The organism is Alloalcanivorax dieselolei B5 (assembly GCF_000300005.1).
Taxonomy (GTDB): Bacteria; Pseudomonadota; Gammaproteobacteria; order Pseudomonadales; family Alcanivoracaceae; genus Alloalcanivorax; species Alloalcanivorax dieselolei.
Genome location: NC_018691.1, coordinates 1,861,585 through 1,884,219, shown reverse-complemented (window position 1 = coordinate 1,884,219; position 22,635 = coordinate 1,861,585). Strand labels below are relative to the sequence as shown.

18 protein-coding genes are annotated in these 22,635 nt (G+C 56.3%); 2 read left to right on the top strand and 16 right to left on the bottom strand.

Annotated elements, in window-relative coordinates; all coding sequences use genetic code 11:
- Positions 1-16: 16 nt before the first annotated feature.
- A complete protein-coding gene (locus B5T_RS23025) occupies positions 17-1,108 on the top strand; it encodes a capsular polysaccharide export protein, LipB/KpsS family (RefSeq protein WP_148279234.1) in 1,092 nt (363 codons plus the stop codon).
- Here the strand turns inward: B5T_RS23025 and B5T_RS08610 are convergent.
- The 12 genes from B5T_RS08610 to B5T_RS08555 form a co-directional block, all read right to left on the bottom strand.
- The gene (locus B5T_RS08610; RefSeq protein ID WP_014994106.1) at positions 1,105-2,058 is read right to left on the bottom strand and encodes a glycosyltransferase; all 954 of its coding nucleotides are present in this window, start codon (positions 2,056-2,058) and stop codon (positions 1,105-1,107) included. The genes B5T_RS23025 and B5T_RS08610 overlap by 4 nt on opposite strands.
- An 18-nt stretch (positions 2,059-2,076) precedes the next feature.
- Positions 2,077-3,225: a UDP-galactopyranose mutase gene (gene glf, locus B5T_RS08605; protein WP_014994105.1), complete on the bottom strand. Its 1,149-nt coding sequence runs from the start codon at positions 3,223-3,225 to the stop codon at positions 2,077-2,079.
- Between the two features lie 34 nt (positions 3,226-3,259).
- Entirely contained in the window at positions 3,260-4,597 is a 1,338-nt protein-coding gene (locus tag B5T_RS22270) for a glycosyltransferase family 2 protein (protein WP_014994104.1), read from the bottom strand.
- A gap of 22 nt (positions 4,598-4,619) precedes the next feature.
- Positions 4,620-5,582: a glycosyltransferase family 2 protein gene (locus tag B5T_RS08595; RefSeq protein WP_014994103.1), complete on the bottom strand. Its 963-nt coding sequence runs from the start codon at positions 5,580-5,582 to the stop codon at positions 4,620-4,622.
- A 30-nt stretch (positions 5,583-5,612) separates the two neighbouring features.
- Complete coding sequence (locus B5T_RS08590; protein WP_041716948.1) at positions 5,613-6,251, bottom strand: ABC transporter ATP-binding protein; 639 nt, start codon at positions 6,249-6,251, stop codon at positions 5,613-5,615.
- Positions 6,251-7,726: a tetratricopeptide repeat protein gene (locus tag B5T_RS08585; RefSeq protein ID WP_014994101.1), complete on the bottom strand. Its 1,476-nt coding sequence runs from the start codon at positions 7,724-7,726 to the stop codon at positions 6,251-6,253. The genes B5T_RS08590 and B5T_RS08585 overlap by 1 nt, the downstream gene beginning before the upstream one ends.
- A 95-nt stretch (positions 7,727-7,821) precedes the next feature.
- A complete protein-coding gene (locus B5T_RS08580) occupies positions 7,822-8,988 on the bottom strand; it encodes a nucleotide sugar dehydrogenase (RefSeq protein ID WP_014994100.1) in 1,167 nt (388 codons plus the stop codon).
- Positions 8,989-9,144: 156 nt separating this feature from the next.
- Positions 9,145-10,521 (bottom strand): phosphomannomutase/phosphoglucomutase, encoded by a 1,377-nt coding sequence (locus B5T_RS08575; RefSeq protein WP_014994099.1) that lies wholly within the window; start codon positions 10,519-10,521, stop codon positions 9,145-9,147.
- Positions 10,522-10,533: 12 nt separating this feature from the next.
- Positions 10,534-12,177, bottom strand: coding sequence for a glucose-6-phosphate isomerase (gene pgi / locus B5T_RS08570; protein ID WP_014994098.1), 1,644 nt, complete (start codon positions 12,175-12,177; stop codon positions 10,534-10,536).
- Positions 12,174-13,454 (bottom strand): UDP-glucose dehydrogenase family protein, encoded by a 1,281-nt coding sequence (locus B5T_RS08565; RefSeq protein WP_014994097.1) that lies wholly within the window; start codon positions 13,452-13,454, stop codon positions 12,174-12,176. Before B5T_RS08565 ends, pgi begins: the two co-directional genes overlap by 4 nt.
- Complete coding sequence (locus B5T_RS08560; protein ID WP_014994096.1) at positions 13,444-14,325, bottom strand: UTP--glucose-1-phosphate uridylyltransferase; 882 nt, start codon at positions 14,323-14,325, stop codon at positions 13,444-13,446. Before B5T_RS08560 ends, B5T_RS08565 begins: the two co-directional genes overlap by 11 nt.
- Positions 14,326-14,616: 291 nt before the next feature.
- The gene (locus B5T_RS08555; protein ID WP_014994095.1) at positions 14,617-15,765 is read right to left on the bottom strand and encodes an MFS transporter; all 1,149 of its coding nucleotides are present in this window, start codon (positions 15,763-15,765) and stop codon (positions 14,617-14,619) included.
- 159 nt (positions 15,766-15,924) lie between these two features.
- On the opposite strand from B5T_RS08555, the gene B5T_RS08550 reads away from it, so the two are divergent.
- Positions 15,925-17,316 (top strand): aminotransferase-like domain-containing protein, encoded by a 1,392-nt coding sequence (locus B5T_RS08550; protein ID WP_014994094.1) that lies wholly within the window; start codon positions 15,925-15,927, stop codon positions 17,314-17,316.
- A gap of 131 nt (positions 17,317-17,447) precedes the next feature.
- Here B5T_RS08550 and B5T_RS08545 read toward each other — a convergent pair whose 3' ends face one another.
- The 4 genes from B5T_RS08545 to galE form a co-directional block, all read right to left on the bottom strand.
- Positions 17,448-19,424, bottom strand: coding sequence for a polysaccharide biosynthesis protein (locus B5T_RS08545; protein WP_014994093.1), 1,977 nt, complete (start codon positions 19,422-19,424; stop codon positions 17,448-17,450).
- 556 nt (positions 19,425-19,980) lie between these two features.
- Positions 19,981-20,757, bottom strand: coding sequence for an ElyC/SanA/YdcF family protein (locus tag B5T_RS08540; RefSeq protein ID WP_014994092.1), 777 nt, complete (start codon positions 20,755-20,757; stop codon positions 19,981-19,983).
- Between the two features lie 18 nt (positions 20,758-20,775).
- Positions 20,776-21,390 (bottom strand): acetyltransferase, encoded by a 615-nt coding sequence (locus B5T_RS08535; RefSeq protein ID WP_014994091.1) that lies wholly within the window; start codon positions 21,388-21,390, stop codon positions 20,776-20,778.
- Positions 21,391-21,599: 209 nt separating this feature from the next.
- Positions 21,600-22,613 (bottom strand): UDP-glucose 4-epimerase GalE, encoded by a 1,014-nt coding sequence (gene galE / locus B5T_RS08530; RefSeq protein ID WP_014994090.1) that lies wholly within the window; start codon positions 22,611-22,613, stop codon positions 21,600-21,602.
- Between the last annotated feature and the right edge of the window lie 22 nt (positions 22,614-22,635).

Genomic DNA, 22,635 nt, shown 5'->3' with positions numbered 1-22,635 from the left:
CCGTTGAGGTTTAGCAATGTTAGATTCCGATGTCATTCTTGAAGTCCCGGTCTCACGCCTGCAGAACCCGTTGGATGGGGAAAGGCATCGGCATCTTTTTTCCTCCATCTTGATTGCACTTTCACAGCTCTCTGTTTCCGTCCGTCCGGTTCCTGTGCCATTCGGTGCAGATGATGCAGAGCGGATATATGAGCACGGGCAGCTTGTTATCAGCTATCACTCCCGCGGCCCCTCAAGCGCCAATATATTAAGGGTTAAAGAATCCTACATTCCCCCTTACTACACCATTGACCGTCTGGGTTTCTCTGGTTTTTCCGAGCTTGCTCTGAACCCTACTTCTTTTCTTGAAGAAATAGAACGATTTCCTTTAGAGCAAGCTCAAAATTTAGTAAATGAAATAAAACAACAACTTATTGAGAAAAACCTGTCAAAATACTCCCAGCCACAATCAGTACAGGGATATTTGCCGGATGACTATATCTTTATCCCACTACAAACGGTTGGAGATCCCGTTGCTGATTTGAGTCAACTTGACCAACTGGATGTGGCACAAGCGGCAGCGGAATTCGCGGCTTCTATTGGAAAAGACATTGTAATCAAACGACACCCCCTTTGTCGTTCCGAGCAAGTTGAAGTTGCTCTCACCCATCTCGAACGGGACTTCTCCAATGTGCATGTAGTGGATCATTCCATTCACTCCTTAATCGAAAAAGCATTCTGTGTAATGGGCTGTAATTCCGGAGTGCTATGTGAAGCACTGGTGCATGGTGCTCACGTAATAACCTTTGGAGGGTCCGATTTCCAGATAGCAACGCGCTCCATTTCTCACCCGGATGACATTCCAGCCGCGGTACTCGGCTCCAGCGAGGTTGATCATTCATTTCGGTTGCGATTTCTGGCCTGGTATCTTTCCAGTTATTGCGTCCGCGCCGATGATGTTGAAGCTATCCAAAACCATATAGGCATCGCGTTATCTCAACTGGATGTCTTGCCAAAAGATGCGAACGCCAGACAATTGGAGAAATTCAATGAATGCGCCCAAAGAGAGCGCGAGCGCCGCAATCGTGTTCTTGCCGAATACAGAACCAGCCGAAACGATGTTATCTAGCCGGACTTATCCATCAGATCAAGCACCGCTTCATGAGACACGGAAAAGCGCCCTGCCAACCCATCTCTAACCGCACGGACCATCACGCGAAAGTGCTGTCGTGGCGATGGGTAATGGCGCGAATCCAGTGACCACTTGATCAGAAACAACGGCAGCAAAAACCAAAACAGCAAACCCATGGCTTTCCGGTACGTCAGCATCCGGTTGCGGTAAGCGTAATAGCCTTTCCAAAGCGGCTTGAATAGCTCGTGATTCCTGTCTGGCGCAGAACATTCGTGGGTAAAACGAACAGAAGGGAGAAAAGCCAGAGATTTACCTGCCGCCGACAATGTCATGGTGTATAAAACATCATCACCATAAATGAACAAGCGGCCATCCGGGTAACCACACTCTTCCACCACGCTCCTGCGCACGAAAAAGCCGACAAACGAAGTCACATCAATCCCACGACTGCCAGAGCTTTTATAGTCTTCATTTGAGACATGAAATGCCTGGCTTCCGGAAAACAGTGTTTTTACAAACAGCGAAAAATGCCAGAACGGGTTCCGCGTGGGGCGGTTCATCTCACAGACTTCTCCATCCGGGTAGTACACCGCTGCCGCCGCACCATCAATGCCGTCAAGATTTTCTGAGAGGAACTGTGCCAAAGCGCCGGGCTCTGGCCGGGCATCATCGTCCATACAGACGAGCCAGTCCGCCTGATGAACGTCAAAAGCTCGGCGAAAACCCAACTCAAAGCCACCAGCGCCTCCCAGGTTTCTCTCGGTATGCACCACGTCCAGGAGGGTGTGGTAATCGCCCTGCTCTTTCAACCATTCTCTGGAGCCATCACGGGAACCGTTATCCACGACCACCACCGCGTCACAGGGTTCGAGCAACAACTGCGTTATCACCTTTTTCAGTTTATCAAGACGATTGTAGGTAACAACAACAGCAACCAGAGAAGGCATAGTTAACTCAACAAAAAATTAGAGCGGTTGAACAAAGAAGGCGGGTACCGTTTCGCCTCTCTCTACATGAGACAAGAATTGTCTGGCTGCATCCAGCCCCTCACGAATCGTCACATCCATATCGAGATAGCGGTAGGTACCCAAACGTCCCACAAAGCTTACGCCAGTAGTTTGATTGGCCAACGCGATATAGTTGCCCAGCATTTCCTTTTCTTCGACCAAGCGAATCGGATAGTACGGAATATCATCCGGACCACATTCCCGGCTGTATTCTTTGTAGCACACCGTACCCTCATGTTCCTCCCAGGGTGAAAAATGCTTGTGCTCGGTAATGCGGGTATAGGGTACCTCTTCTTCGCCGTAGTTCATCACCGCACAACCCTGATAGTCCCCTTTGTCGGTGAACTTCTCAAAATCCAGAGTACGGTAACCCAAACGCCCCTGCTCGTAATCAAAGAAGCCATCCAGCGGACCAGAGAAGAAAACATGATCATAGTCTTGTGCCTGACTACGCTCAAAACGGGTATTCAGCTTCACCGTGATATTGGGGTGATCGAGAATGCCTTCCACCAGCCGGGTATAGCCATGTTCCGGCATGCCCTGGTAGCGATGGAAAAAGTAGTTATCGTTGTAGTTAAAGCGCACCGGCAAACGCTTGAGGATACTGGCTGGCAGCTTACTAGGGTGGCAGCCCCACTGCTTCTGGGTATAGCCTTTGAAGAAGGCTTCGTATAGATCATTGCCAACAAACCGTAGCGCCTGTTCTTCAAAGGTTTTTGGATCTTCAATAGAAGTGTCAGCCTGCTGCTCGATGAAGGCCTTCGCCTCATCCGGCCGCAAGGTTTTTCCGAAAAACTGGTTGATGGTGTGCAGATTGATCGGCAACGAAAACACCTGCCCCCGAGAGGTAGTCTTGACCCGATTAGTGTAATCCTTGAACGAGGAAAAGCGGTTCACATACTCCCACACTTCCTGATCGTCGGTGTGAAAGATATGTGGACCATACACATGCAGCATCACATTGGTATCAGGGTCACGCTCAGTGTGACAGTTACCGGCAACGTGCGAGCGAGAATCCACAATAGTGACCTGATGGCCAACCTCTGCCAATTCGCGGCCGATAACCGCGCCGGAGAAGCCGGCGCCAACAAGAAGGTAGTTTTTCATGAGCGAACCCCTTTCAAAATAGCCTGCTCAGCCATCAATCTCTTTTTTGACTCAATAAAACCTTGATCTCATCAATATCGCTTTGCAGTTGATCAACCTTTTTTTCAACACGCGCGACTTTCTCATCACCAAGCATTGTTAACAGCTTGGTGGTTTCCAGTTGAACTCTGATATCCCGCAGCTCTTTCTTTGTACTGCTCCTCATTCCAATAGAAGTATCTTCCGAGTTACTACGTAGTTTTCCGATTACCTTGCGAACGGGCATGGGCATACGACGGTAAAGGTATTCAACAACCTTACGCACCGTCGCGCCAATGCCGAATTCTTGACAATAGCGCAGCGCCTCAGCTGCCAGTGGAAATTTAGTTCCTACACCGCGAGAGACAGGCCAGCCTCCCGATGGCCGAAAATTATCGCCCATCGCCTCAGCTGCCAGGTTACGCCCTTTACTGCCCATTCTGTCCGGATTACCCAGCAGCTCGGACGCCAACGCGGAATCATGCTCACCAAGCTCTTCACCAAGACGACGAATCACATCAGGCTTGAACTCGTCCCTGATCGCGTCATAAATCCAGCAGCTATGGTTAACCACCCAAAGAATAATGTCTTCTTTATAGGTTTCGTAGAGATCATTCTCGGTTAGCCAGGTAAAGATAGTGCGATGATGCTCGTACATTGCCAGCAAACGCTTGTCACCGCTGGACATGGTTTGGCCAACCCGGTTCATACGGTGATAACAAAGACAATCTGGAATCAGGACAAAGCGCTCGCCTTTCGTCAGGCAAAACCAGTGGAACGGGTTATCTTCATAAAAATAGTCCCCTTCCGGAAAACGAATCTGGTTAGCTTCAAGAAAGTCACGCCGGTAGAGTTTCCGCCACGGAACAGGATTAAACGCCAATAGTGCTTTTTTATTGGCCACTCCCTCTAGCGCTTCTCCAAGAGGAAGCCCTTTCAGCCAAAGACGCTTATCAGCGGGGTCATAATAAGAACCCGACACCTCATCGTAGTTCTTGAAATCCCCAATAGCCACTTGTGAATCCGTGGCTTCCAATACTGTAACCAGCTTCTCGAACATATAAGGTTCGCACCAGTCGTCCCCATCCACAAAACCGATGTATTCGCCAGTAGCATGACTCATGCCCACATTCGCTGCGACCGCTACCCCGCCGGGCGTATTCTCTGGCATCAGAACTGGTTTGATACGCGCATCTCGTTTCGCTATCGACGCGATCAAGCCTGGTGTGCTGTCATTGGATCCGTCATCAACAACGATAATTTCCAAATCCAGATAGGTCTGCGCCAGCACACTATTCAGACATTCTTCAATATATTTTTCAATATTATAGGTAGTAACAATTACGGAAATCATAGTCTTCCTCGAAAGACCAGAATTACATCTGGCGCATACGATAACGAAGCACATCCAATGCTATATTGGGCACTTTTTTCGACAAATCAAAGAAATCACGGCTCGTCATCGACTCAAGCGTTCTACAGAAGCCGTCCTTGAACATTTCCTGGTGAGCATTATCAATTTTCGACATCCCCCAATGAAACAGTCTGATCTTGAAGGAAGTGTAAATATGATAAAAATGCTCTTTTAGTTCTGGATGCCGCACAAAATAATCATCCAGCTCAGCAAAGACATCAAGCATGGCCATGCGTCGCTCATCGGCGATATTGGTAATCTGATTGGAGTACAAAGAAACCCGGTGGCCGCAGAATGACGCATTCAGCACGGCAACCCGCGTGGCATTCATCAAAATCAGCCAATGGGCAAAGACATCATTATGCACTGGCGTCGACGAAAATCGCAGGCCGATTTCCTTGCAGTAGTCCGTACGCTGCAACTTATTCCAGGGGTAATTGGCAATTTCCAGTGCATACGCCGCATCCTTCATGGCAAAGGCGGATTGTCCAAATGCGCTGGTCAGCCGTGACAGAATGCCTTCATCCAGCGGATTCATGCCCAATTTTTTGTCATTGGCATCATGCACTCGCTCATACTCAGTCAGGACGACCTGTGCCCCACTCTCATTAGCCCGCTCAACGGCTTTATCCAACATGCCGGGATAGAGGAAATCATCCGCATCAAGAAACAGCACATACTCCTCGGTGACATTGGCAAAGGCAATATTACGACAGAATCCCGCACCCTTCCCCGCTTCGTTACGGCTTACTTGGTGGGGAATATTATTTTCCTTTAGGTAAGACTCAATCGCCTCTTTCGTACCATCACTGGAAGCATCGTCAACGATATAAAACTTTGCCTTAGCCTGATTGAAATCGACGATGGATTTCACCGCTTCAACCAGACGCACACATTCATTATGGGCGGGAATGACCACGGCCACTCTGCAATTCATGAGCCTTCATCCCCCCAATTAAAGAGCAATCTTTCTCTCACAAACCCGTTCCACCTGGCTTTCTGAGTGAGACACCAGTAACACCGTCTGATCAGAATGAATTTTTTTCATCATTTCGGCTTCGGCTTTTTGTTTGAACTCCTTGTCACCAACGCTCAGCACTTCATCCAGCAGCAGCACGTCCGGTGACAGATACATCGCCACCGAGAAACCCAGCCGCGAGCGCATTCCCGAGGAGTAGGTTTTCACAGGCTGCTCCATAAAGTCGCCCAGTTCGGAAAACTCCCGGATGTCGTCCATTCGAGCCTCCACCTGCTTGCGGGTGTAGCCCATCAGCATGCCGCCGACAATAGCGTTATCGGTGCCTGGCAGCTCGCCATCAAACCCCGCCTGCAAGGTCAGCAGCGATGCGGTGACACCATGGTTAATCACTTCACCACTGTCTGGCTGGATGATGCCCGCAATCACTTTCAGCAGGGTCGATTTACCAGCGCCATTGCGGCCGACGATGCCCAGGGTTTCGCCCCGATAAATGTCGAAACTGATGCCCTCCAGGGCTTGATAGTAGTCCGGTTTCCGGAACAAGCCCTTTCTGCGCTTGAAACGCACACCCACATCACGCAACGAGATAATGACGTCGTCTTTCTGACCCGACATCACTCAATCACCACTCTGGGGAAAACCGGTTCCAGGCGGCGATACATCCATAGCACCACGCCCAAACCCACCAACAAACCCAGTGTTAGCCAACTGAGCATACGCCATTCCGGCCATTGGTTTTCCACCAGAACCTGCCGGTATTGATACAGCAGATTCGCTACCGGATTACTGAAAAACAACGTTTGCCACTGAGTCGGTATGCGATCCACGGTGTAAAAAATACCACTGGCAAACATCACAAACTGAATTCCCGTGGGCACCAGATTACTCAAATCACGAATGAAGGGAATCACCATGGCCACCAGGCAGCACACCACCACCATCAGCAGTATCTGTACCAACACGATCGGCAGCAACGCCAGCCAGTGAATGGTTGGCGGAAGGCCATACAACACCAGAAAAATCCCCAGCATGGCAAACACCAGCAGCTGTTTGCCGCTATTCTGCACAATTCCCACCAGCGGGAAAAACAGCGGGGAAATCCGCACTTTGTGCATTAGCCCCTTGCCGGCAACAATGGAAGTCGCCGTCTGGTTGAGCGTTTTGGAAAACCACTGGAACGGCACCAAACCGGTGAGGAGGTACGCCACAAAGCCTTCACCGCCGCGCTGCAGGAGCAGACCGAATACCACGTAAAACACGGCCATATACAGCAACGGGTCCAAAATCCACCACATATAGCGCAGGTGATTACGGTTTGCCTCGGATTTCAAATTCAGGCGAGCCTTGGTCCAAACCAAATCGACAAAGTTGCGCCAATCTCGGCGTTGGGGAGGAGAAATCGGCTTGGCCTCCTCGGATTCAAGTTCCTCCAGCCATTCCGCACCATGCGCTTCAGCCAAACGCAGGCGGCGTGCCTCACGGGATCGCCCAAGATTCTCCTCTGCCTCAGCGGCCCGTCTGTAGCCTGCCGGCCAATCGGGGAAAAGCGCCCGCACTTCAGTCCAGCGCTCGCGGGCCGTTTCCCAATCACCGCTTTTCATAGCCATTTCCGCGTATTGACTGTGGCCACCCGGGTCATCGGGAAAACGGCTACGGGCATATTGGTTGTGTTCCAGCGCGATATCAACGTTCCCCTGGGCCCAAGCCAGGTCAGAACTGCACAGCCATACCGGAGCCTTGTCAGGAAATCGCGCCCGCGCCACCTCCAGTAATTCTTCCGCCTTTTTCAAATCACCCGCTGCCAGAGCCGTCCTGGCACCTTGCACCCAACCCCCTGGATGGTCCGCAAAGCGACGGCGCGCCTCCTCCAGCAATGTCTCAGCTTCCAGGTGGCGTCCCCGATGACGATGAGCGATCGCACCTTGAATCCATACTGGAGGATAATCGGGATAGGCTGCGCGCAACGTGGCCCAACGGCGGGCCGCCAACTCCCAGCGGCGAGCCGCCATTGCATCCCGCGCCCATTGAGCCGCATCATTCGGCTTGAGCAGGAGGTCATGGTCGATTTTAAAAGCACTATTCTCGCTCATTGGAAACCATTCTGATTACTTTTATGGCTACACCAAGCTCAGACCGCTGCCATTCCGGCACCTGCATCATCCATCTCCCTCAGGCCAAGGCCGGATCAGTCTCGATCGAACAAGTCTCGGGTATAAACTTTATCTCTTACATCCGACAATGATTGAGAGTGTCGATTAGATAGAATAATAGAAGAAATTTCCTTGAACTCCCCCAAATCTCGGATGATGGGGCAGCCCAGGAAATCGTCACCATCTAGCATTGGCTCATAAATCACCACCTTGACACCCTTATCCTTGATTCGCCTCATGACCCCTTGAACGGCTGACGAACGATAGTTGTCCGAGCCAGCCTTCATAACCAAGCGAAAAATTCCAACTACTGAAGGCGCTCGTGCAACAACAGCGTTCGCAATGTAATCTTTTCGAGTGTCATTTGCATCGACAATAGCGCCAATGATATTGTTCGGCACATCCCGATAATTCGCTCTCAGCTGCCTAGTATCTTTCGGCAAGCAATACCCACCGTACCCAAATGACGGATTATTGTAATAATTTCCAATTCGCTGATCCAGACATACCCCTTCAATAACCTTTCCAGCATCCAGGCCATGCGTTTCCGAATAGGTATCCAGCTCATTAAAATAAGCAACTCGCATAGCCAGATACGTATTCGCGAATAATTTTATGGCCTCCGCCTCCGTGGACTCGCAGAATACGACAGGCACATCGTCTTTTAGCGCTCCTTTCTGGAGCAACTCACAAAAGCGGCGTGCAGCGGAAGATTTATCGCCGATCACTATGCGGGACGGATAAAGGTTATCGTGCAGAGCCTTGCCTTCACGTAGAAACTCCGGAGAGAAAATGATCATTTCGTGATCGAGCTTTTCTCTTAACATTCGGGTAAAACCGACAGGCACTGTGGACTTTATGATGATGGTCGCATTCGGATTAATCGATTTGGCATCCTGCACTACCTCTTCCACAGAGCGAGTATCAAAGCAATCGGTATTACTGTCGTAGTCAGTCGGTGTTGCCACGACAATGAAATCCGCACCGTCATAGGCTGCTGCTACATTTGTCGTGGCGGAGAGGTTAAGCTGCTCAGTATCCAGAAAGCGCTGGATCTCCTCATCTGCGATAGGAGCCTGTCTCTGCTCGATCATCCTCACTTTTTCAGCATCAATGTCTAGTGCACACACCTGATTGTGACGGGCAAGCAGCACAGCCATAGAAAGTCCAACATACCCGATGCCTACTACCGTGATTTTCATTTATTGCGAACCTCGTGATTCATTGGGACCATGCTGTATTACCAACCTTGTTGATATTTTCAGCACCCTCCACAGAAATGCCCCTGTGGAATTGGACGGAAACAGAACACATCTTAGACCATCACTCAGCTGACCTTGTTATTGCCACCATCCGGCCTATATTTCAGCCATTTTGACGGCATTTTTGATGGCTCTTTCAAAGCAGGCCCTGATACGGGCTAATATCATTTCATCCACCGCCTCATACCGAGTCACCAACTTAGGCGACGTATTGGAGGCCCGACACAACCCCCAGCCATCCTCATAATCCATACGCACGCCATCGATCACCGTGCGTTTGCCCTCGCCGAGGTCGGCGTGCTTCTGCATGTATTCGACTATGGCGAACTTGGTTTCCTCGGTGACGGGGATGGTGATTTCCGGGGTGGTGCAAAGTTTCGGGTAGCGATCGAAGAAACTGACGGCGTCGCCGTCATGATGGCTTAGGATACGGAGGATACGGGCGGCGGCAACGGTGGCGTCGTCAAAGCCGTACCAGTCTTCGGCGAAGAAGATATGGCCGCTCATTTCACCCGCGAGCAGCGCACCTGTTTCTTTCATCCGTGCCTTGATCAGGGAGTGGCCGGTACGCCACATCTCCGGTTCGCCGCCCGCATTGCGGATAATATCAAACAGAGCACCGGTACATTTGACGTCAAAGATGATCTTGGCACCCGGCACCCGGCTGACCAGATCCTCGGCCAGAGCCATCAACAGGACGTCCGGGTAAACCACCTTTCCATCCGGCAACACCACTCCCAACCGGTCGCCATCACCGTCAAAGGCCAGGCCCAAATCGGCGTCTTCCCGGCGAACAGTATCAATAAGGTCTTTGAGGGTTTCAATATCGCCGGGATCGGGATGATGATTGGGGAAAGTGCCGTCGACTTCCGCATAGAGCGGTATGACTTCGCAGCCAAGGGAGGCGATCGCTTCCGGTGCCAACACCCCCGCGGCACCGTTGCCGCAGTCCACCACCACCTTCATCGGGCGCGCCAGTTGGTGGCGCGCCTTCAGCGCCGCCAGGTAAGCGGGAAGAATTTCGCGTTGCTCCCGCGTCCCGTGCCCTTCCGAGAAATTCCGTTGTTGGATACGGGCCTTCAGCGCCTGAATGGCGTCACCGGAAAGCGTCGTGCCTCTGATGACGATTTTGAAACCATTATAGTCCGGAGGGTTATGGCTGCCGGTAATCATCACGCCGGAGTCCGCATCCTCGAAATGGTAGGTGGCAAAGTAAAGTACCGGCGTGGGAACCAGCCCCACATCCACCACATTACAGCCGCTCGCTTGCAGCCCCTTGGCAAGGGCATCCAGTAAAGTGGGGGAAGAAAGACGGCCATCGCGCGCCACGGCAACACAATGTCCCCCTCTCTCAATAACCTCTGAACCGATGGCCTGACCGATCAGCTCCGCGGCGGATACCGTCAATGTATCCTCGAAGATGCCGCGAATATCGTAGGCTCGGAACAAAGTGTCGGATAAAACAGCAGCCATGCACTAATCCCTTCAATTCTCTTGCAACTGACGTACGTAGTCGGCCAAGGAGGCAGTGGAGACGTCCAGTCCCTCCGCGCCCTCTCCAGTATCAAGGACCTTTACCATATCCTTGGCAATACGTTTCCCCATCTCCACACCCCATTGATCGAAGGGGTTGATGCCCCAAAGCACCGCCTGAACAAACACTTTATGTTCATAGAGCGCAACAAGCGCCCCCAGTTGCCGTGGTGACAATGCCTCCAGCATGATAGTGGTGCTGGGTTGGTTGCCGCGATAGTGCATGAAAGCTGGCAGAGGTTCATTCGGCGGCAAGGCACTCTCCCCCAACGCCAACAGTCGGGATTGAGCCAGACAGTTGGCCACAGTGAGGCGATGCTGATCTTCCAAGGGTTGCAATTCCGCGCTATTACCATTACGACGGCCATGGCGCGCGGCGACAATAAATTCACAAGCCACGGGCTGCGTGCCTTGGTGTAGCAGTTGATAAAAGGCATGCTGAGCGTTTGGGCCAACCTCTCCCCAAATCACCGGGCAGGTGTGATGAGTCACCGTGGAACCGTCACGGGTAACGGACTTACCATTGGATTCCATCTCCAACTGTTCCACATACGCGGGAAAATGCTTGAGTCGACCATCGTAGGGCAATACCGCCCGCGCCGTGATATCGAGAAAGTTGAGATTCCAGACATCGACCAACCCATGCGTCACTGGAACATTCCGCTCCCAAGGGGTGTCCCTGAAATGCACGTCCATGTCATGGGCACCGGCCAGAAGCTCACGAAAATAGTCCATACCCGTGGTCAGCGCGATAGGCAACCCAATCGCGGACCACAGTGAATAGCGCCCACCCACCCAGTCCCAAAGCCGCAGTTGATTGTCGGGATGGATACCCCAACTTGTCATCCGCTCTGGCTGTGCGGATACACCAATAAAATGGCATCGCGGCACCGCACCGTTCATATCGGGGAAAGCACGCTCCAGCCAGGCCCTGGCAGTGGCTGCGTTACTTAAGGTATCCACCGTAGTGAACGACTTCGACGACACCACCATCAGAGTGGTGGCGGGATTCAGTTCGTCCAATAACGGCGCGATCTGACTGCCATCCATGGAGGAGACGAAATGCACCCTGGGACGCACACCAACGGCCGGGTAATGTTCATGAAGAGCGACCGAGGCCATCAAAGGTCCCAGATCGGAACCGCCCACACCGATATTGACCACATCGGTAATCGCATCCCCTTGGCAACCTCGCCACTGGCCTGAATGCAATCGCTCGACAATGCGCTCCATCAGGACAAGCTGGGCATCCACCTCCGGGGCCTGCTCGGCGTCCTCGCGCAAACGCCAGTGCATCGCCGGGCGGGATTCCGTCCAGTTCACCTCCTTACCCTGAAACAGACACTGTATCCATCGATCCAGGCCGCGTTCTCTCGCTAACGCTCGTAATAAGGAAAGGGTTTCCTGGGTGATACGTTGCTTACTGAAATCCACCAGTAAGCCGCAGGCCTGCAAGCTCAGATGGTCGAATCGCCCGGGATCGTGGCCAAACAGATCAGTGAGTTGCCATTGCGCCGCCTCCCGAGCATGCTGCCGAACAACGTGCTCGGCCTGACGCGCCGTCAAAGTATCATGGAGAGGCAATACCACGGTCATCCCCTCCCGATACCGTAATACTGGAAACCCTTGCTCTTGACATAGGACGGATCGTAAATATTACGTCCATCCAGAATCACAGGCGTGCTCATGAGGCTTTTAAGGGCGGTCCAATCCGGGCTCCAGTACTCCTTCCATTCCGTGACCACCATTAAAGCATCACAGTTATGGACGGCGTCGTAGCCATCATCATGCAGCACCAAAGGGCCACGGCCTTCGGCCCAACAGCTCAGTTCCGGCAACGCCAGTGGATCGTGTACGTGAACTTCCACATCCTGAGCCCACAATGCCTCTATCAGACGAAGGGCCGGTCCGTTGTCCACCCGATCCGAGCCGGGTTTAAACGCCACGCCCCAAAGAGCAACGCGCCGCTGAGAGACCTCGCCCTCATAATGGCGCCAGAATTTACGGAACAGCACTTCCTTTTGGCGTTCATTGATCTGCAGAACCTGTTCCAACAGCTCGGCGTTAATGCGGCGGCTGCGCAAAGTGTGAGTCAGGCTCATCACATCCCGGCTGAAGCCCGGGCCGCCGAATCCGCAGCCGGCATACAAGTAGGCTTCGCCAATGCGCGAATCCGACCCCATACCCTGCCGAATAACGTCAATGTCCACATCCAGCTCTTCCGCCAGCAGCGCCATGTCATTCATGAAACTCAAACGGGTGGCGAGCATGCCGCTGATAGCCAGCTTGGCGAACTCGGCTTCCCGTGGCCGCATCACCTGGATGACATCCTGCCGGCGATTGAATGGCCGCAGGATTTCACGAACCAATCGTTCGGCAACCGCATCATCGCATCCCAGCAGAATATGGTCCGGCCGGATAAAGTCTTGCAGAGCCCGGCCTTCCTGCAATGTATCCGGCAAACACACCACCGGTATCACATGCCCTCGCTGTTCCAGTTGCCGCTGCAACTCCTCAGTGGTTCCCACCGGGAAAACACTTTGATTGACCAGCAGTTCACACCCTGGCCGTTCCACCAGCCACGTCAGAACCGCTTCCGCCATTTCCCTGGCACCGGGCGACAACGCCATGAACACGACAGGCGCCGGCTTCTCATTCAGAGCGTCCATAGCCTGGATGGTCAAGTGGCCGGCATCCGCTTGCTCACGCACCAGCGCCATCAGGCCTGGCTCGTGGTAACTGTCCCCGCCGCTTTGCAGGCCTTGCCAATAACGCCCTTCAGGCAAGTACCAGGTAACCTGATGGCCGGTCTGCGCCAGCGCCGCCGCGGTTACCGCGGCACACAGCGTGTCCCCAATCGCATCAACGCGCATGGTGCCGCTCCAGAATGGACCGGGCGGTACCGGCCAATTCCGGGTGTTCAAGCGCGAAGTGGATGAACGCTTCCAGATAACCAGCCTTATTACCGCAATCAAACGTCTTTCCGGTCATGGCGTAGGCCTCCACCGGTGCCAGCCCTATCAGTTCGGCAATGGCATCGGTTAGCTGAATTTCACCGCCCGCTCCAGGACGTGTGGTTTTCAGAAGTTCCATGATCGCGCCCGGCAACACGTAACGCCCCACCACGGATAAGTTGGAAGGAGCATCTTCAGGGGCGGGCTTCTCCACCACACCGGTCATGGCCGCGCTCCCACCCGCTTCGGGAGCAGCGCCTTCGAGCGACACAACGCCATACTGATTCACCCGATCCATTGGCACCGGCTCCACCATAATCTGGGCGGCGCCGGCGGTCTGGTAGCGGCGAATCATGGCTTTTAAATCCACATCGCCACCGGCCGCATCCACCAGCACATCTGGCAGCATCACCACGAACGGCTCGGCTCCCACCACCGGAGCAGCTTGCAGGACCGCATGGCCGAGTCCCAGCGGCTCCCTCTGGCGCACACTGATAACGCTCACATTCTCCGGAATAATGTGACGCAGGCTCTGCCTCAAAGACTCTTTGCCTTTGGCTTGCAGTTGGGCATCCAGTTCCGCATTGATGTCGAAGTAATCCTCGATGGCTCCCTTGGCCGCATGGTTGACCAGAATAATTTCGGTAATGCCCGCCTGAACGGCTTCTTCCACCACCCAATGAATGGCTGGCCGATCCACGATCGGCAACATCTCTTTGGGAATGGATTTGGAAGCAGGCAGCATTCGTGTGCCCAACCCCGCCACCGGAATCACAGCCTTGGAAATCACAGCACCTTCCTTCTTTAGCACGGCATCAACATACTACATATTGCGCCAACTCTGACCCATACCCCTATATTTGGAGCTTAAACTCCTGCCATCCTGGAGCCGCCGAGTCAGCAAGGCACGGATTCTACCGACTTGGTCCCGACCTGTCCTTGCGCGAACCGGAACCACTAGCGGTATCACATAAGTTTTACCCGACATTGCACAGTAAGGCAGTGCCCGAGGGGAGACCATGGCCTTGGAGACATGAATTTGCGCTGTATTCGCTGGCAAGCCAGCTTCCCACAGAAGGAGCTACGAAACCGCTGTGGCGGGCTCGTCATGCAGGGAAGCAATCACCGCCAGAACCCCGATAGTCAGCACCGCTCCGTATGCCGTCAGCGCCACTTGATGCCCCCACAGGTCCACCAGAACCCCGGTCACTATAACCGGCAGGATGAAACCGAAATAGGCCATCAGGAAGAACCCGGCGCTGGCGGCGGCGCGGCGTTCTTCGCCCAGCGCCAGCACGGCGCTGAGGCCGCCCAGGTAGATGAAGCCGTAGCAGGCGCTGCTCGCCAGCACCGCGCCCGCCAGCACACCGGCGAATTGCCCGTGCAGCGCTCCCCAGGCGATCAGGGCGTAGGCCGCCGGCAGAATCAGCAGTCCGATACGGGTGGAAATGCGCGATGGCAGCAGCCGCGCCAGAGGCTGGAACAGCACGCCGCAGCTGCAGGTGGCCAGCACCGCGAAGCCGGACCACTCACTCAGGCCGTGCCTTTGCAGTGCCGAAGGCAGGATGGCGATGACCAGCCCCACCGTGCCCCAGGCCAGCAGGATTGCCCATCCGAAGATCAGCGAACCCACCGGGAAGAACGGTAATCGGGCCAACGGCGCCTGCTTTGATCTGGCCGCGCCATCCCTTAAGCCGGCGACCAGCACGAAAGCCACCGCCGCGGCCAGCAGATAGAGCGGGAAACTGGGTGGTGTCAGGCTACTGGCCTGTAGCAGAAACAGGCTGGTCACCGCCGGGCCCAGACCGAACCCGAGGGAGGTGGCGGCGGTCACCCAGTTGGCGGCACGCCGGTGGTCGCCGCCGGAGAACAGATCATACATGTAGCCCGGCGCCACGCTGGAGGCCAGCGCCGTGGCCACCCCGACCAGAAAACGGGCCGCGCCCAGGGCCAGAATTCCCGGGGCGACCAGGGTCAGCATCGTTGCCGCCAGGCACAATACCAGCGCCGTCAGGATCAACGGCTTGCGCCCTACCCGCTCCGATAAGCCGTTCAGCGCCAACAGCACCGGTATGATGCCGAACACATAGCAGGCGAAGGCCACCGTGGTCACCCCCACGCCAACACCGTCCTTGGCGGCCAGGGCGCTGTACAGCGGCGCCTGAAGGTTGGAGGCGGAAGTGATAATGCAGAGGGCAAAAGCCAAACGCAGGGCGTCGAAACGGCGCATAACGGACCTTGAGAAAACGGGATACAGGGGCCGCCTCACTCGGGCGGGACCACACCATGGTCGTATTCGCCGGATTCGACGGTAAGGTACACTTGGCTCTGGTTATCGATGAACTGTTCCGGGTTTTCCGGTAACGGTTATGCGGGTTAAGGACTTGGCATGAAGCTGAATATGGACCCGGACTCAGGGCTGCCCATAGCGCTACAAATCGAAGACGGGATCCGCCACTGGATCGTGCACAACGGCGCCGGTGGCGGCAGCCGGCTGCCGTCCATCCGCCGCCTGTCCAGTGAGCTGCAGGTGAGCCGCAACGCCGCCATTGAAGCCTATGAACGTCTGGTGGCCCAGGGACTGGTGCGTTCCAAGCCCGGCTCCGGCTTCTACGTGGCGGATGGCGCCGCCAGAATGCTGACCGGCACCGAGCCGGTCGCCGAGGAAGAAGTCGCCGATGATCGCTGGAGCCTGTTCCAGAGCGACGCTTCCACGCTGAAGCTCGGCTGTGGCTGGCTGCCGGGCAGTTGGCTGGAAGTGGAGGACCTCTCCTACGCGATCCGCCAGGTCACCCGCCAGGACAGTGCCGGCATCCTCGATTACAGCACGCCCCTGGGCACCCCGGAGTTGCGTTCACTGATCAGGGAGCGCCTTCGGCTGCTCGGTATCGACGCCGGCACCCAGCAGATCCTGCTTACCGGCGGCGGCAGCCATGCTCTGGACTTGCTGGTGCGGCTGTTGCTGAAACCCGGCGACACCGTGTTCGTGGAATCGCCGGGTTACTACAATCTGCTCGGCCTGTTGAAGCTGCAGCAGGTACATGTAGTGGGCGTCCCCCGGCTGGCCGGCGGGCCTGACCCGGAGCGCATGGCGCATCTGCTCAAGACCCACAAACCCAAACTGTTTTTCACCAACAGTGTGTTCCAGAACCCCACCGGCACCACCCTGGCACCGACCTTTGCCCACCGCATCCTGCAACTGGCGGATCGGCACGACTTCCAGATCGTCGAGGACGACATTTACGCCGACTTCCAACATGAGCCGACATTACGCCTGGCGGCGCTCGATGGCCTCAGGCGGGTGATCTACCTCGGCAGTTTCTCGAAAAGCCTGTCCAGTTCACTGAGGGTGGGATTTATCGCCGCGGCGTCGGCGCGGATCAAACCGCTGGTGGACATCAAAATGCTGACCAGCATTTCCGCCTCCCGTTTCTCCGAGCAGGTGGTCATGACCATGTTGCACAACGGCGCCTACCGCAAGCTGGTGGAACGGCTGCGCACGCGGCTTTCCGCGCAAATGGTCACCGCCCTCAACCTGGTGCGGTCGGCGGGCTGGGAGGTTCATTCCGAACCGGCGGGAGGCATGTTCATCTGGGCCCGCTATCCGGGCGTGGCGGATTCGCAAAAACTGGTGGATCTGGCCCGGCAATCCGGCGTCAGTCTGTCACCGGGGCATCTGTTCCTACCCGGTGAAACGGTCTCACCCTGGTTGCGGCTCAATGTAGCTTATACCCGTGACCGGCGGGCGATACGGTTTTTGAATGATCCGCTGGGAATGTGATCGCCCTTTCGACGGCTTGTTTCTCAGCCGCTGTAGGAGCCTGCCCTGCAGGCGAATTGGGCTTCAGGCCCAAAAGATTCGCCTGCAGGGCAGGCTCCTACAGCAGCGGCTCGAGAAAAGATTGAAGGAACTCAGTGCGTCGGCGAAGGCGCCTTGTAGGGAGCCGCTTTCTTGTGGACAGCCTGATCGGCGGTCGGCTGTAGAACCAGCGCGTCATCGTCATCATCCTGACGTGGCTGGTAGCCGTTCACATAAGCGCGCAGCAGAGCACGCAGGGCATCCTGATCGCCGCGTTCCAGCGCGGTACGGAAACGATCCAAAGCCTCTTGGATCTCGGCCGGCGTCAGTTTCTCCTCATGGGCCTGCATGATCATCTCATGCTCGGTTTCGATGGAGCACTCACCGATCAGCAGTTCCTCATACAGCTTTTCACCGGGACGCAGACCGGAGAACACCACTTCGATATCGCCGTCCGGGTTGGTGGTGTCGCGAACACTCATCCCCATCAGGCGAATCATGGTGGTGGCCAGATCCATGATCCGTACCGGCTCGCCCATATCGAGCACGAACACCTCGCCGCCCTTGGCCATGGCACCGGCCTGAATCACCAGTTGGGCCGCCTCGGGAATGGTCATGAAGTAACGGATCACGTCCGGATGAGTCACCGTCACCGGGCCGCCCTGCATGATCTGCTTGCGGAACAACGGCACCACCGACCCGGAAGAACCCAGCACGTTACCGAACCGCACCATGGAGAAAATGGTGTTGTCAGTGGTGCTGGCCAGGGCCTGCAGTACCAGCTCGGCAAAGCGTTTGGTGGCCCCCATCACGTTGGTGGGCCGTACCGCCTTGTCGGTGGAAATCAGAATAAAATGGCGAACACCGGCATCCCGTGCCCCTTCGGCGGCGGCCAGGGTGCCGATAATGTTGTTGCGCACCCCGGCGTCCGGGTTGGCCTCGACAATGGGAACGTGCTTGTAGGCAGCCGCATGGTAAAGGGTATCAATGCGCTGTTCCTGGCACAGGCTCTTCACCAGACCCCGGTTCACCACTGAGCCCAGCATCGGCACCAACTCGATGTCCTTACCGCTCTCGCGCAGCACCCCGCCCAGTTCCCGCTCAATGTCGTACAGCGCCACCTCGCTCTGCTCCAGCAACACCAAGCGGCTTGGGTTCAACTTCAGAATCTGGCGGCACAACTCGGAACCGATGGAGCCGCCGGCGCCGGTCACCATCACATGTTTACCGCTGATACAGCGGCTCAGCAGATCCAGCCGCGGCGGCACCGCGTCGCGACCCAACAGATCCTCGATGGCGACATCCTGAATCTCTTCCAGGCGCGCCTTGCCGCTGGCGATATCGGCGAAGGCCGGTACGGTCTGTACCCGCACATCCAGCTTCTCCAGCCAGCTGACCACCGCCATGCGGCGCTGCCGGGACAGGTTCGGCATCGCCAGCAACACGGTGCGAATACGTTCTTCCGACACCGCCTGTTTCAAGGTCAGGCGATCCACCACCGGCACACCGGAGAGCAAGGTGCCCTGTTTACCCGGATCGTCATCCACCACTAAAACCGGATGCAGCTCCCGCCCTTGTTGTAAAGCGGTCACCAATTGTCCTCCGGCGCCACCGGCACCATAAACCGCCACCGGCTCGGTGGTAAAATAACCGGACATAATCCGGTACAGGAACCGCCGTGCCAAAAACCGGCTGGATCCCAGATACAGCACACCCAGGGCCCAGAAAATCAAAAACACGGACCGCGGCACCATCGCCGGCACCATATAGGAGAGGCTCGCTAAAACCACCACCGTGGCGGTCATGCCAAGCACCACCGACCAAGCCACCTCCGCGCCGAGGTAACGGACAATGGAACGGTAAAATCCAAGCAGATAGAGCGCGGGCAACCCCACCAGCACGGTCAGAGGGAATAACCAGGGGTCCTCGATCGGCGGGAACAGATTGCCGAAGCGCAGGGCGTAGGCGGTCCACAACATCACCGGCAGTGCCACCGCGTCCGCCATCAGCATAATGGCTCTTTTCTGCCAACGGGAGCATTTGAGCACCCGAGCCACAGCACTGTGCAGCGGTGAAGAAGCGGTATGCATAGGACCTGTCCTTAGTCGTCTCAATGTCAACGAAAGAGAGCCATTATCATGTGATACAAGTCACACTTCCAGGCCCGCGCGTAACGTTTTATAGTTCACGCGTTAGGTAAACGGAGTGTAAATGTGAATGCATGACACTCGGTGTGACACACCCACGACGCCCTGCTGTTTTTGCAATAATTTAACGTTTTTACAGCAGCCGGCTGAGCAGGAAAATCCCCCATTCAGGGGATTGACAACGCCTGGCCAATTCCTTCTGACGAAGGGGCGATATAATAGCAGGTTTAATACCCAGGGAAGTACTCGAAAGCGACATTTTTGTAACAGGGGAAAGAGCACCATCCTCTCATGGAGCAACACTCCGCAACATTTGGTAATTGTAATCGGCGAAGTGACACGGCATGCTCGAATTATCGCGCAATGGATGAGCAACAACATGGATGTGGCCGGAGCGTGATGATCAAAGCTTTCTTTACGACATTATCTCCTTTTGATTTCGCATTCCGCGCCTCTTTTAGAGGCGCATTTTATTTCATATTTCCGTATACCACTTAAACTACCCCGAGTGCCGCTGCCACCAGGCACCCAGCCTCTCCCACCAGCTCAGTTCCAGCACATAGAGCGGCTCCGCCCCCGGCAAGCGATCGCCCCAGTGCGCCCGCCCCAGCCCTGGTGTCCAGTAGGGCCCGGCCGGCGCCGGCACTGCATTAATGCCATGTTGGCGAAACTGCGCCAGCGCCCTCGGCATGTGTAATGCCGACGTCACCAGGATCACCCGCTCTTCCGGCGGCACCCAGCGCGCCACCGCCCGGGCCTCCTGCTCCGTATTCAGCGCATCCCGGGAGCGCCAGATCGCTTCCTCCGGCACGCCCCAGGCCGTCGCCACCACCGCCATGGCATCCGCCGAAGTCACGGTGTCCGGGGTGGTGTCCGGGGCGCCCCCGGATACAATCAGCTTCGCCGAGGGCTGCAGCTGGAACTGGCGTACCCCTTCGGCCAGGCGGGCCAGGGAATGGGCTCGTAATCGGGAAGGTGGCGGCAAGGCAGGATCGTCCAGCGCGCCGCCGCCCAGCACCACCACCCAGGACGCCGGTGGCGGCGTGGTCAGTGGCGGGTAGGCATGCTCAAGAGGGCCGCCGAGCCAGCGGGCGGTGCCCGGCAGGGAGAACAGCAGCAGCAGCGCCGTGCCCGTGGTGATCATGGCCAGCGCCCAACGGCGCGCCCGCCCCCACCACAACAACACGGTACCGCAGATCAAAAGCAGCAATACTGGCGACACCGGCATCGCCAATGAGGCCACGACCTTGGCCCATTGAAAAGTATCCAGACTCATCGGGGGAAAACGGGCTCCTTATCGCGCCGGCACGCCCATGACGGTGAGGCCGTCGGGCACATCGTGCAGCACCACGGCCCCCGCGCCCACCACCACGTTCGCGCCAATGGTGACCCCCTCCTTCACCACCGCGCCGATACCAATGAAACTGCCCTCCCCCACGGTCACGTCACTGGCCAGATGCACGCCGGGACAGACATGGACACAAGCGGCCAGCCGGCAATCCCGATCCACCGTGGCCCCGGTATTGACGATGCAGCCCATGCCCAGCACGCAATCCACGTTGACCACGGCGCTGGCGAAGACCACGCTGCCGGCGCCCATCTCCGCGAACCGGCTCACCGACGCATGGGGATGAACGATGGTCGCCAGGGTCGCCCCCGACTCCAGCAATTCCGACAGTTTCTGCAAGCGGACATTATTGCGTCCGATACCGACGGTCACCGAATCCATGGCGCCGATTTCCTCCAGCAGTTCGCCGCTGCGCCCGGAAACCTGCCAGCGCCCGTTGGTCTGCTTCTTGGGCCAGGCGTCATCGTAAAAAGCGATCTTGCGCCACCCGGACGCAATGGCGGTATCGGCGATGACTTTGCCGTGCCCCCCGGCTCCCAGAATCCCCAATGAACGCGTCATGACAACCTCCTTGGTCTGGTCAAAGCGTCCTTTCCTTGTATCACCGACCCGCACCACACGCCAGCGGGATTACATTGCTGCTGCCCTCGAGATCGCTACAAGGCCACTGTAGGAGCTTGCCCTGCAAGCGAATCTTTTGACGTGAAGCCCAATCGCTTGCAGGGCAAGCTCCTACAGCGGCTTCGTGGTCCGGTCTGTGGGAAGCTGCTTTAGCAGCGATAGCCCTCGGGATTACTCTGCTGCCAGCGCCAGTGATCCGCGCACATGGCGTCCACGCCACGGGTAGCTTTCCAGCCCAGAACCCGCTCCGCATGGGCGGGGTCCGCGTAGCACACCGCCACGTCACCGGGCCGGCGCTCGACGATATCGTAAGGAATGTCGCGACCGCTGGCGCGGGCAAAGGCCTGCACCATATCCAGCACACTGTAACCCTGGCCGGTACCCAGATTGGTGGTGATCAGCCCGGGGCCGGTCAGCGCCTCCAGCGCCGCCAAGTGGCCCTGGGCCAGATCCATGACGTGGATATAATCCCGCACGCCGGTGCCGTCCGGCGTGTTGTAATCGCCGCCGAATACACGCAGTTTCTCACGCTTGCCCACCGCTACCTGGGCGATATAAGGCATCAGGTTATTCGGCTCGCCGTTGGGATCTTCACCGATGCGGCCGCTCTCATGCGCCCCCACCGGGTTGAAATAGCGCAGCAACGCCAGCCCCCAGGATGGCTCGGCACGATAAAGATCGCGCAGCATATTCTCGATGTGGAGCTTGGTGGCGCCATAGGGATTGGTGGCACTGAGTGGAAAATCCTCACGGATCGGCACCGTGGCCGGGTCACCATAGACAGTGGCGGAAGAGCTGAACACCAAACGACGCACACCCACATTGTCCATCGCCTCCAGCAAGCGAATCGTGCCCACCACGTTGCAATCGTAATAGCGCAGCGGCTGAGCCACGGATTCCCCCACCGCCTTCAGGCCGGCGAAATGCACCACCGCTTCCACCTGGTGATCCCGCAACACCTGCTCCATAAGCCCGCCGTCACGGATATCCCCTTCCACCAGCGCCACGCTCTTGCCCGTCAGTGCTTCCACCCGGCGCAGCGATTCCGCACTGCTGTTGCTGAAGTTATCCACCACCACCACCCGATGGCCCGCTTCCAGCAGCAACAATACCGTGTGAGAGCCGATATAACCGGCACCGCCGGTGACCAATACCATCGCCATATTGATTCCTTCTCCTTCGTAC

Coding starts and splice junctions, on each gene's coding strand:
- B5T_RS23025 (WP_148279234.1), top strand. CDS start 17: ATGTTAGATTCCGATGTCATTCTTGAAGTCCCGGTCTCACGCCTGCAG.
- B5T_RS08610 (WP_014994106.1), bottom strand. CDS start 2,058: ATGCCTTCTCTGGTTGCTGTTGTTGTTACCTACAATCGTCTTGATAAA.
- glf (WP_014994105.1), bottom strand. CDS start 3,225: ATGAAAAACTACCTTCTTGTTGGCGCCGGCTTCTCCGGCGCGGTTATC.
- B5T_RS22270 (WP_014994104.1), bottom strand. CDS start 4,597: ATGATTTCCGTAATTGTTACTACCTATAATATTGAAAAATATATTGAA.
- B5T_RS08590 (WP_041716948.1), bottom strand. CDS start 6,251: ATGTCGGGTCAGAAAGACGACGTCATTATCTCGTTGCGTGATGTGGGT.
- B5T_RS08585 (WP_014994101.1), bottom strand. CDS start 7,726: ATGAGCGAGAATAGTGCTTTTAAAATCGACCATGACCTCCTGCTCAAG.
- B5T_RS08580 (WP_014994100.1), bottom strand. CDS start 8,988: ATGAAAATCACGGTAGTAGGCATCGGGTATGTTGGACTTTCTATGGCT.
- B5T_RS08575 (WP_014994099.1), bottom strand. CDS start 10,521: ATGGCTGCTGTTTTATCCGACACTTTGTTCCGAGCCTACGATATTCGC.
- pgi (WP_014994098.1), bottom strand. CDS start 12,177: ATGACCGTGGTATTGCCTCTCCATGATACTTTGACGGCGCGTCAGGCC.
- B5T_RS08565 (WP_014994097.1), bottom strand. CDS start 13,454: ATGCGCGTTGATGCGATTGGGGACACGCTGTGTGCCGCGGTAACCGCG.
- B5T_RS08555 (WP_014994095.1), bottom strand. CDS start 15,765: ATGCGCCGTTTCGACGCCCTGCGTTTGGCTTTTGCCCTCTGCATTATC.
- B5T_RS08550 (WP_014994094.1), top strand. CDS start 15,925: ATGAAGCTGAATATGGACCCGGACTCAGGGCTGCCCATAGCGCTACAA.
- B5T_RS08545 (WP_014994093.1), bottom strand. CDS start 19,424: ATGCATACCGCTTCTTCACCGCTGCACAGTGCTGTGGCTCGGGTGCTC.
- B5T_RS08540 (WP_014994092.1), bottom strand. CDS start 20,757: ATGAGTCTGGATACTTTTCAATGGGCCAAGGTCGTGGCCTCATTGGCG.
- B5T_RS08535 (WP_014994091.1), bottom strand. CDS start 21,390: ATGACGCGTTCATTGGGGATTCTGGGAGCCGGGGGGCACGGCAAAGTC.
- galE (WP_014994090.1), bottom strand. CDS start 22,613: ATGGCGATGGTATTGGTCACCGGCGGTGCCGGTTATATCGGCTCTCAC.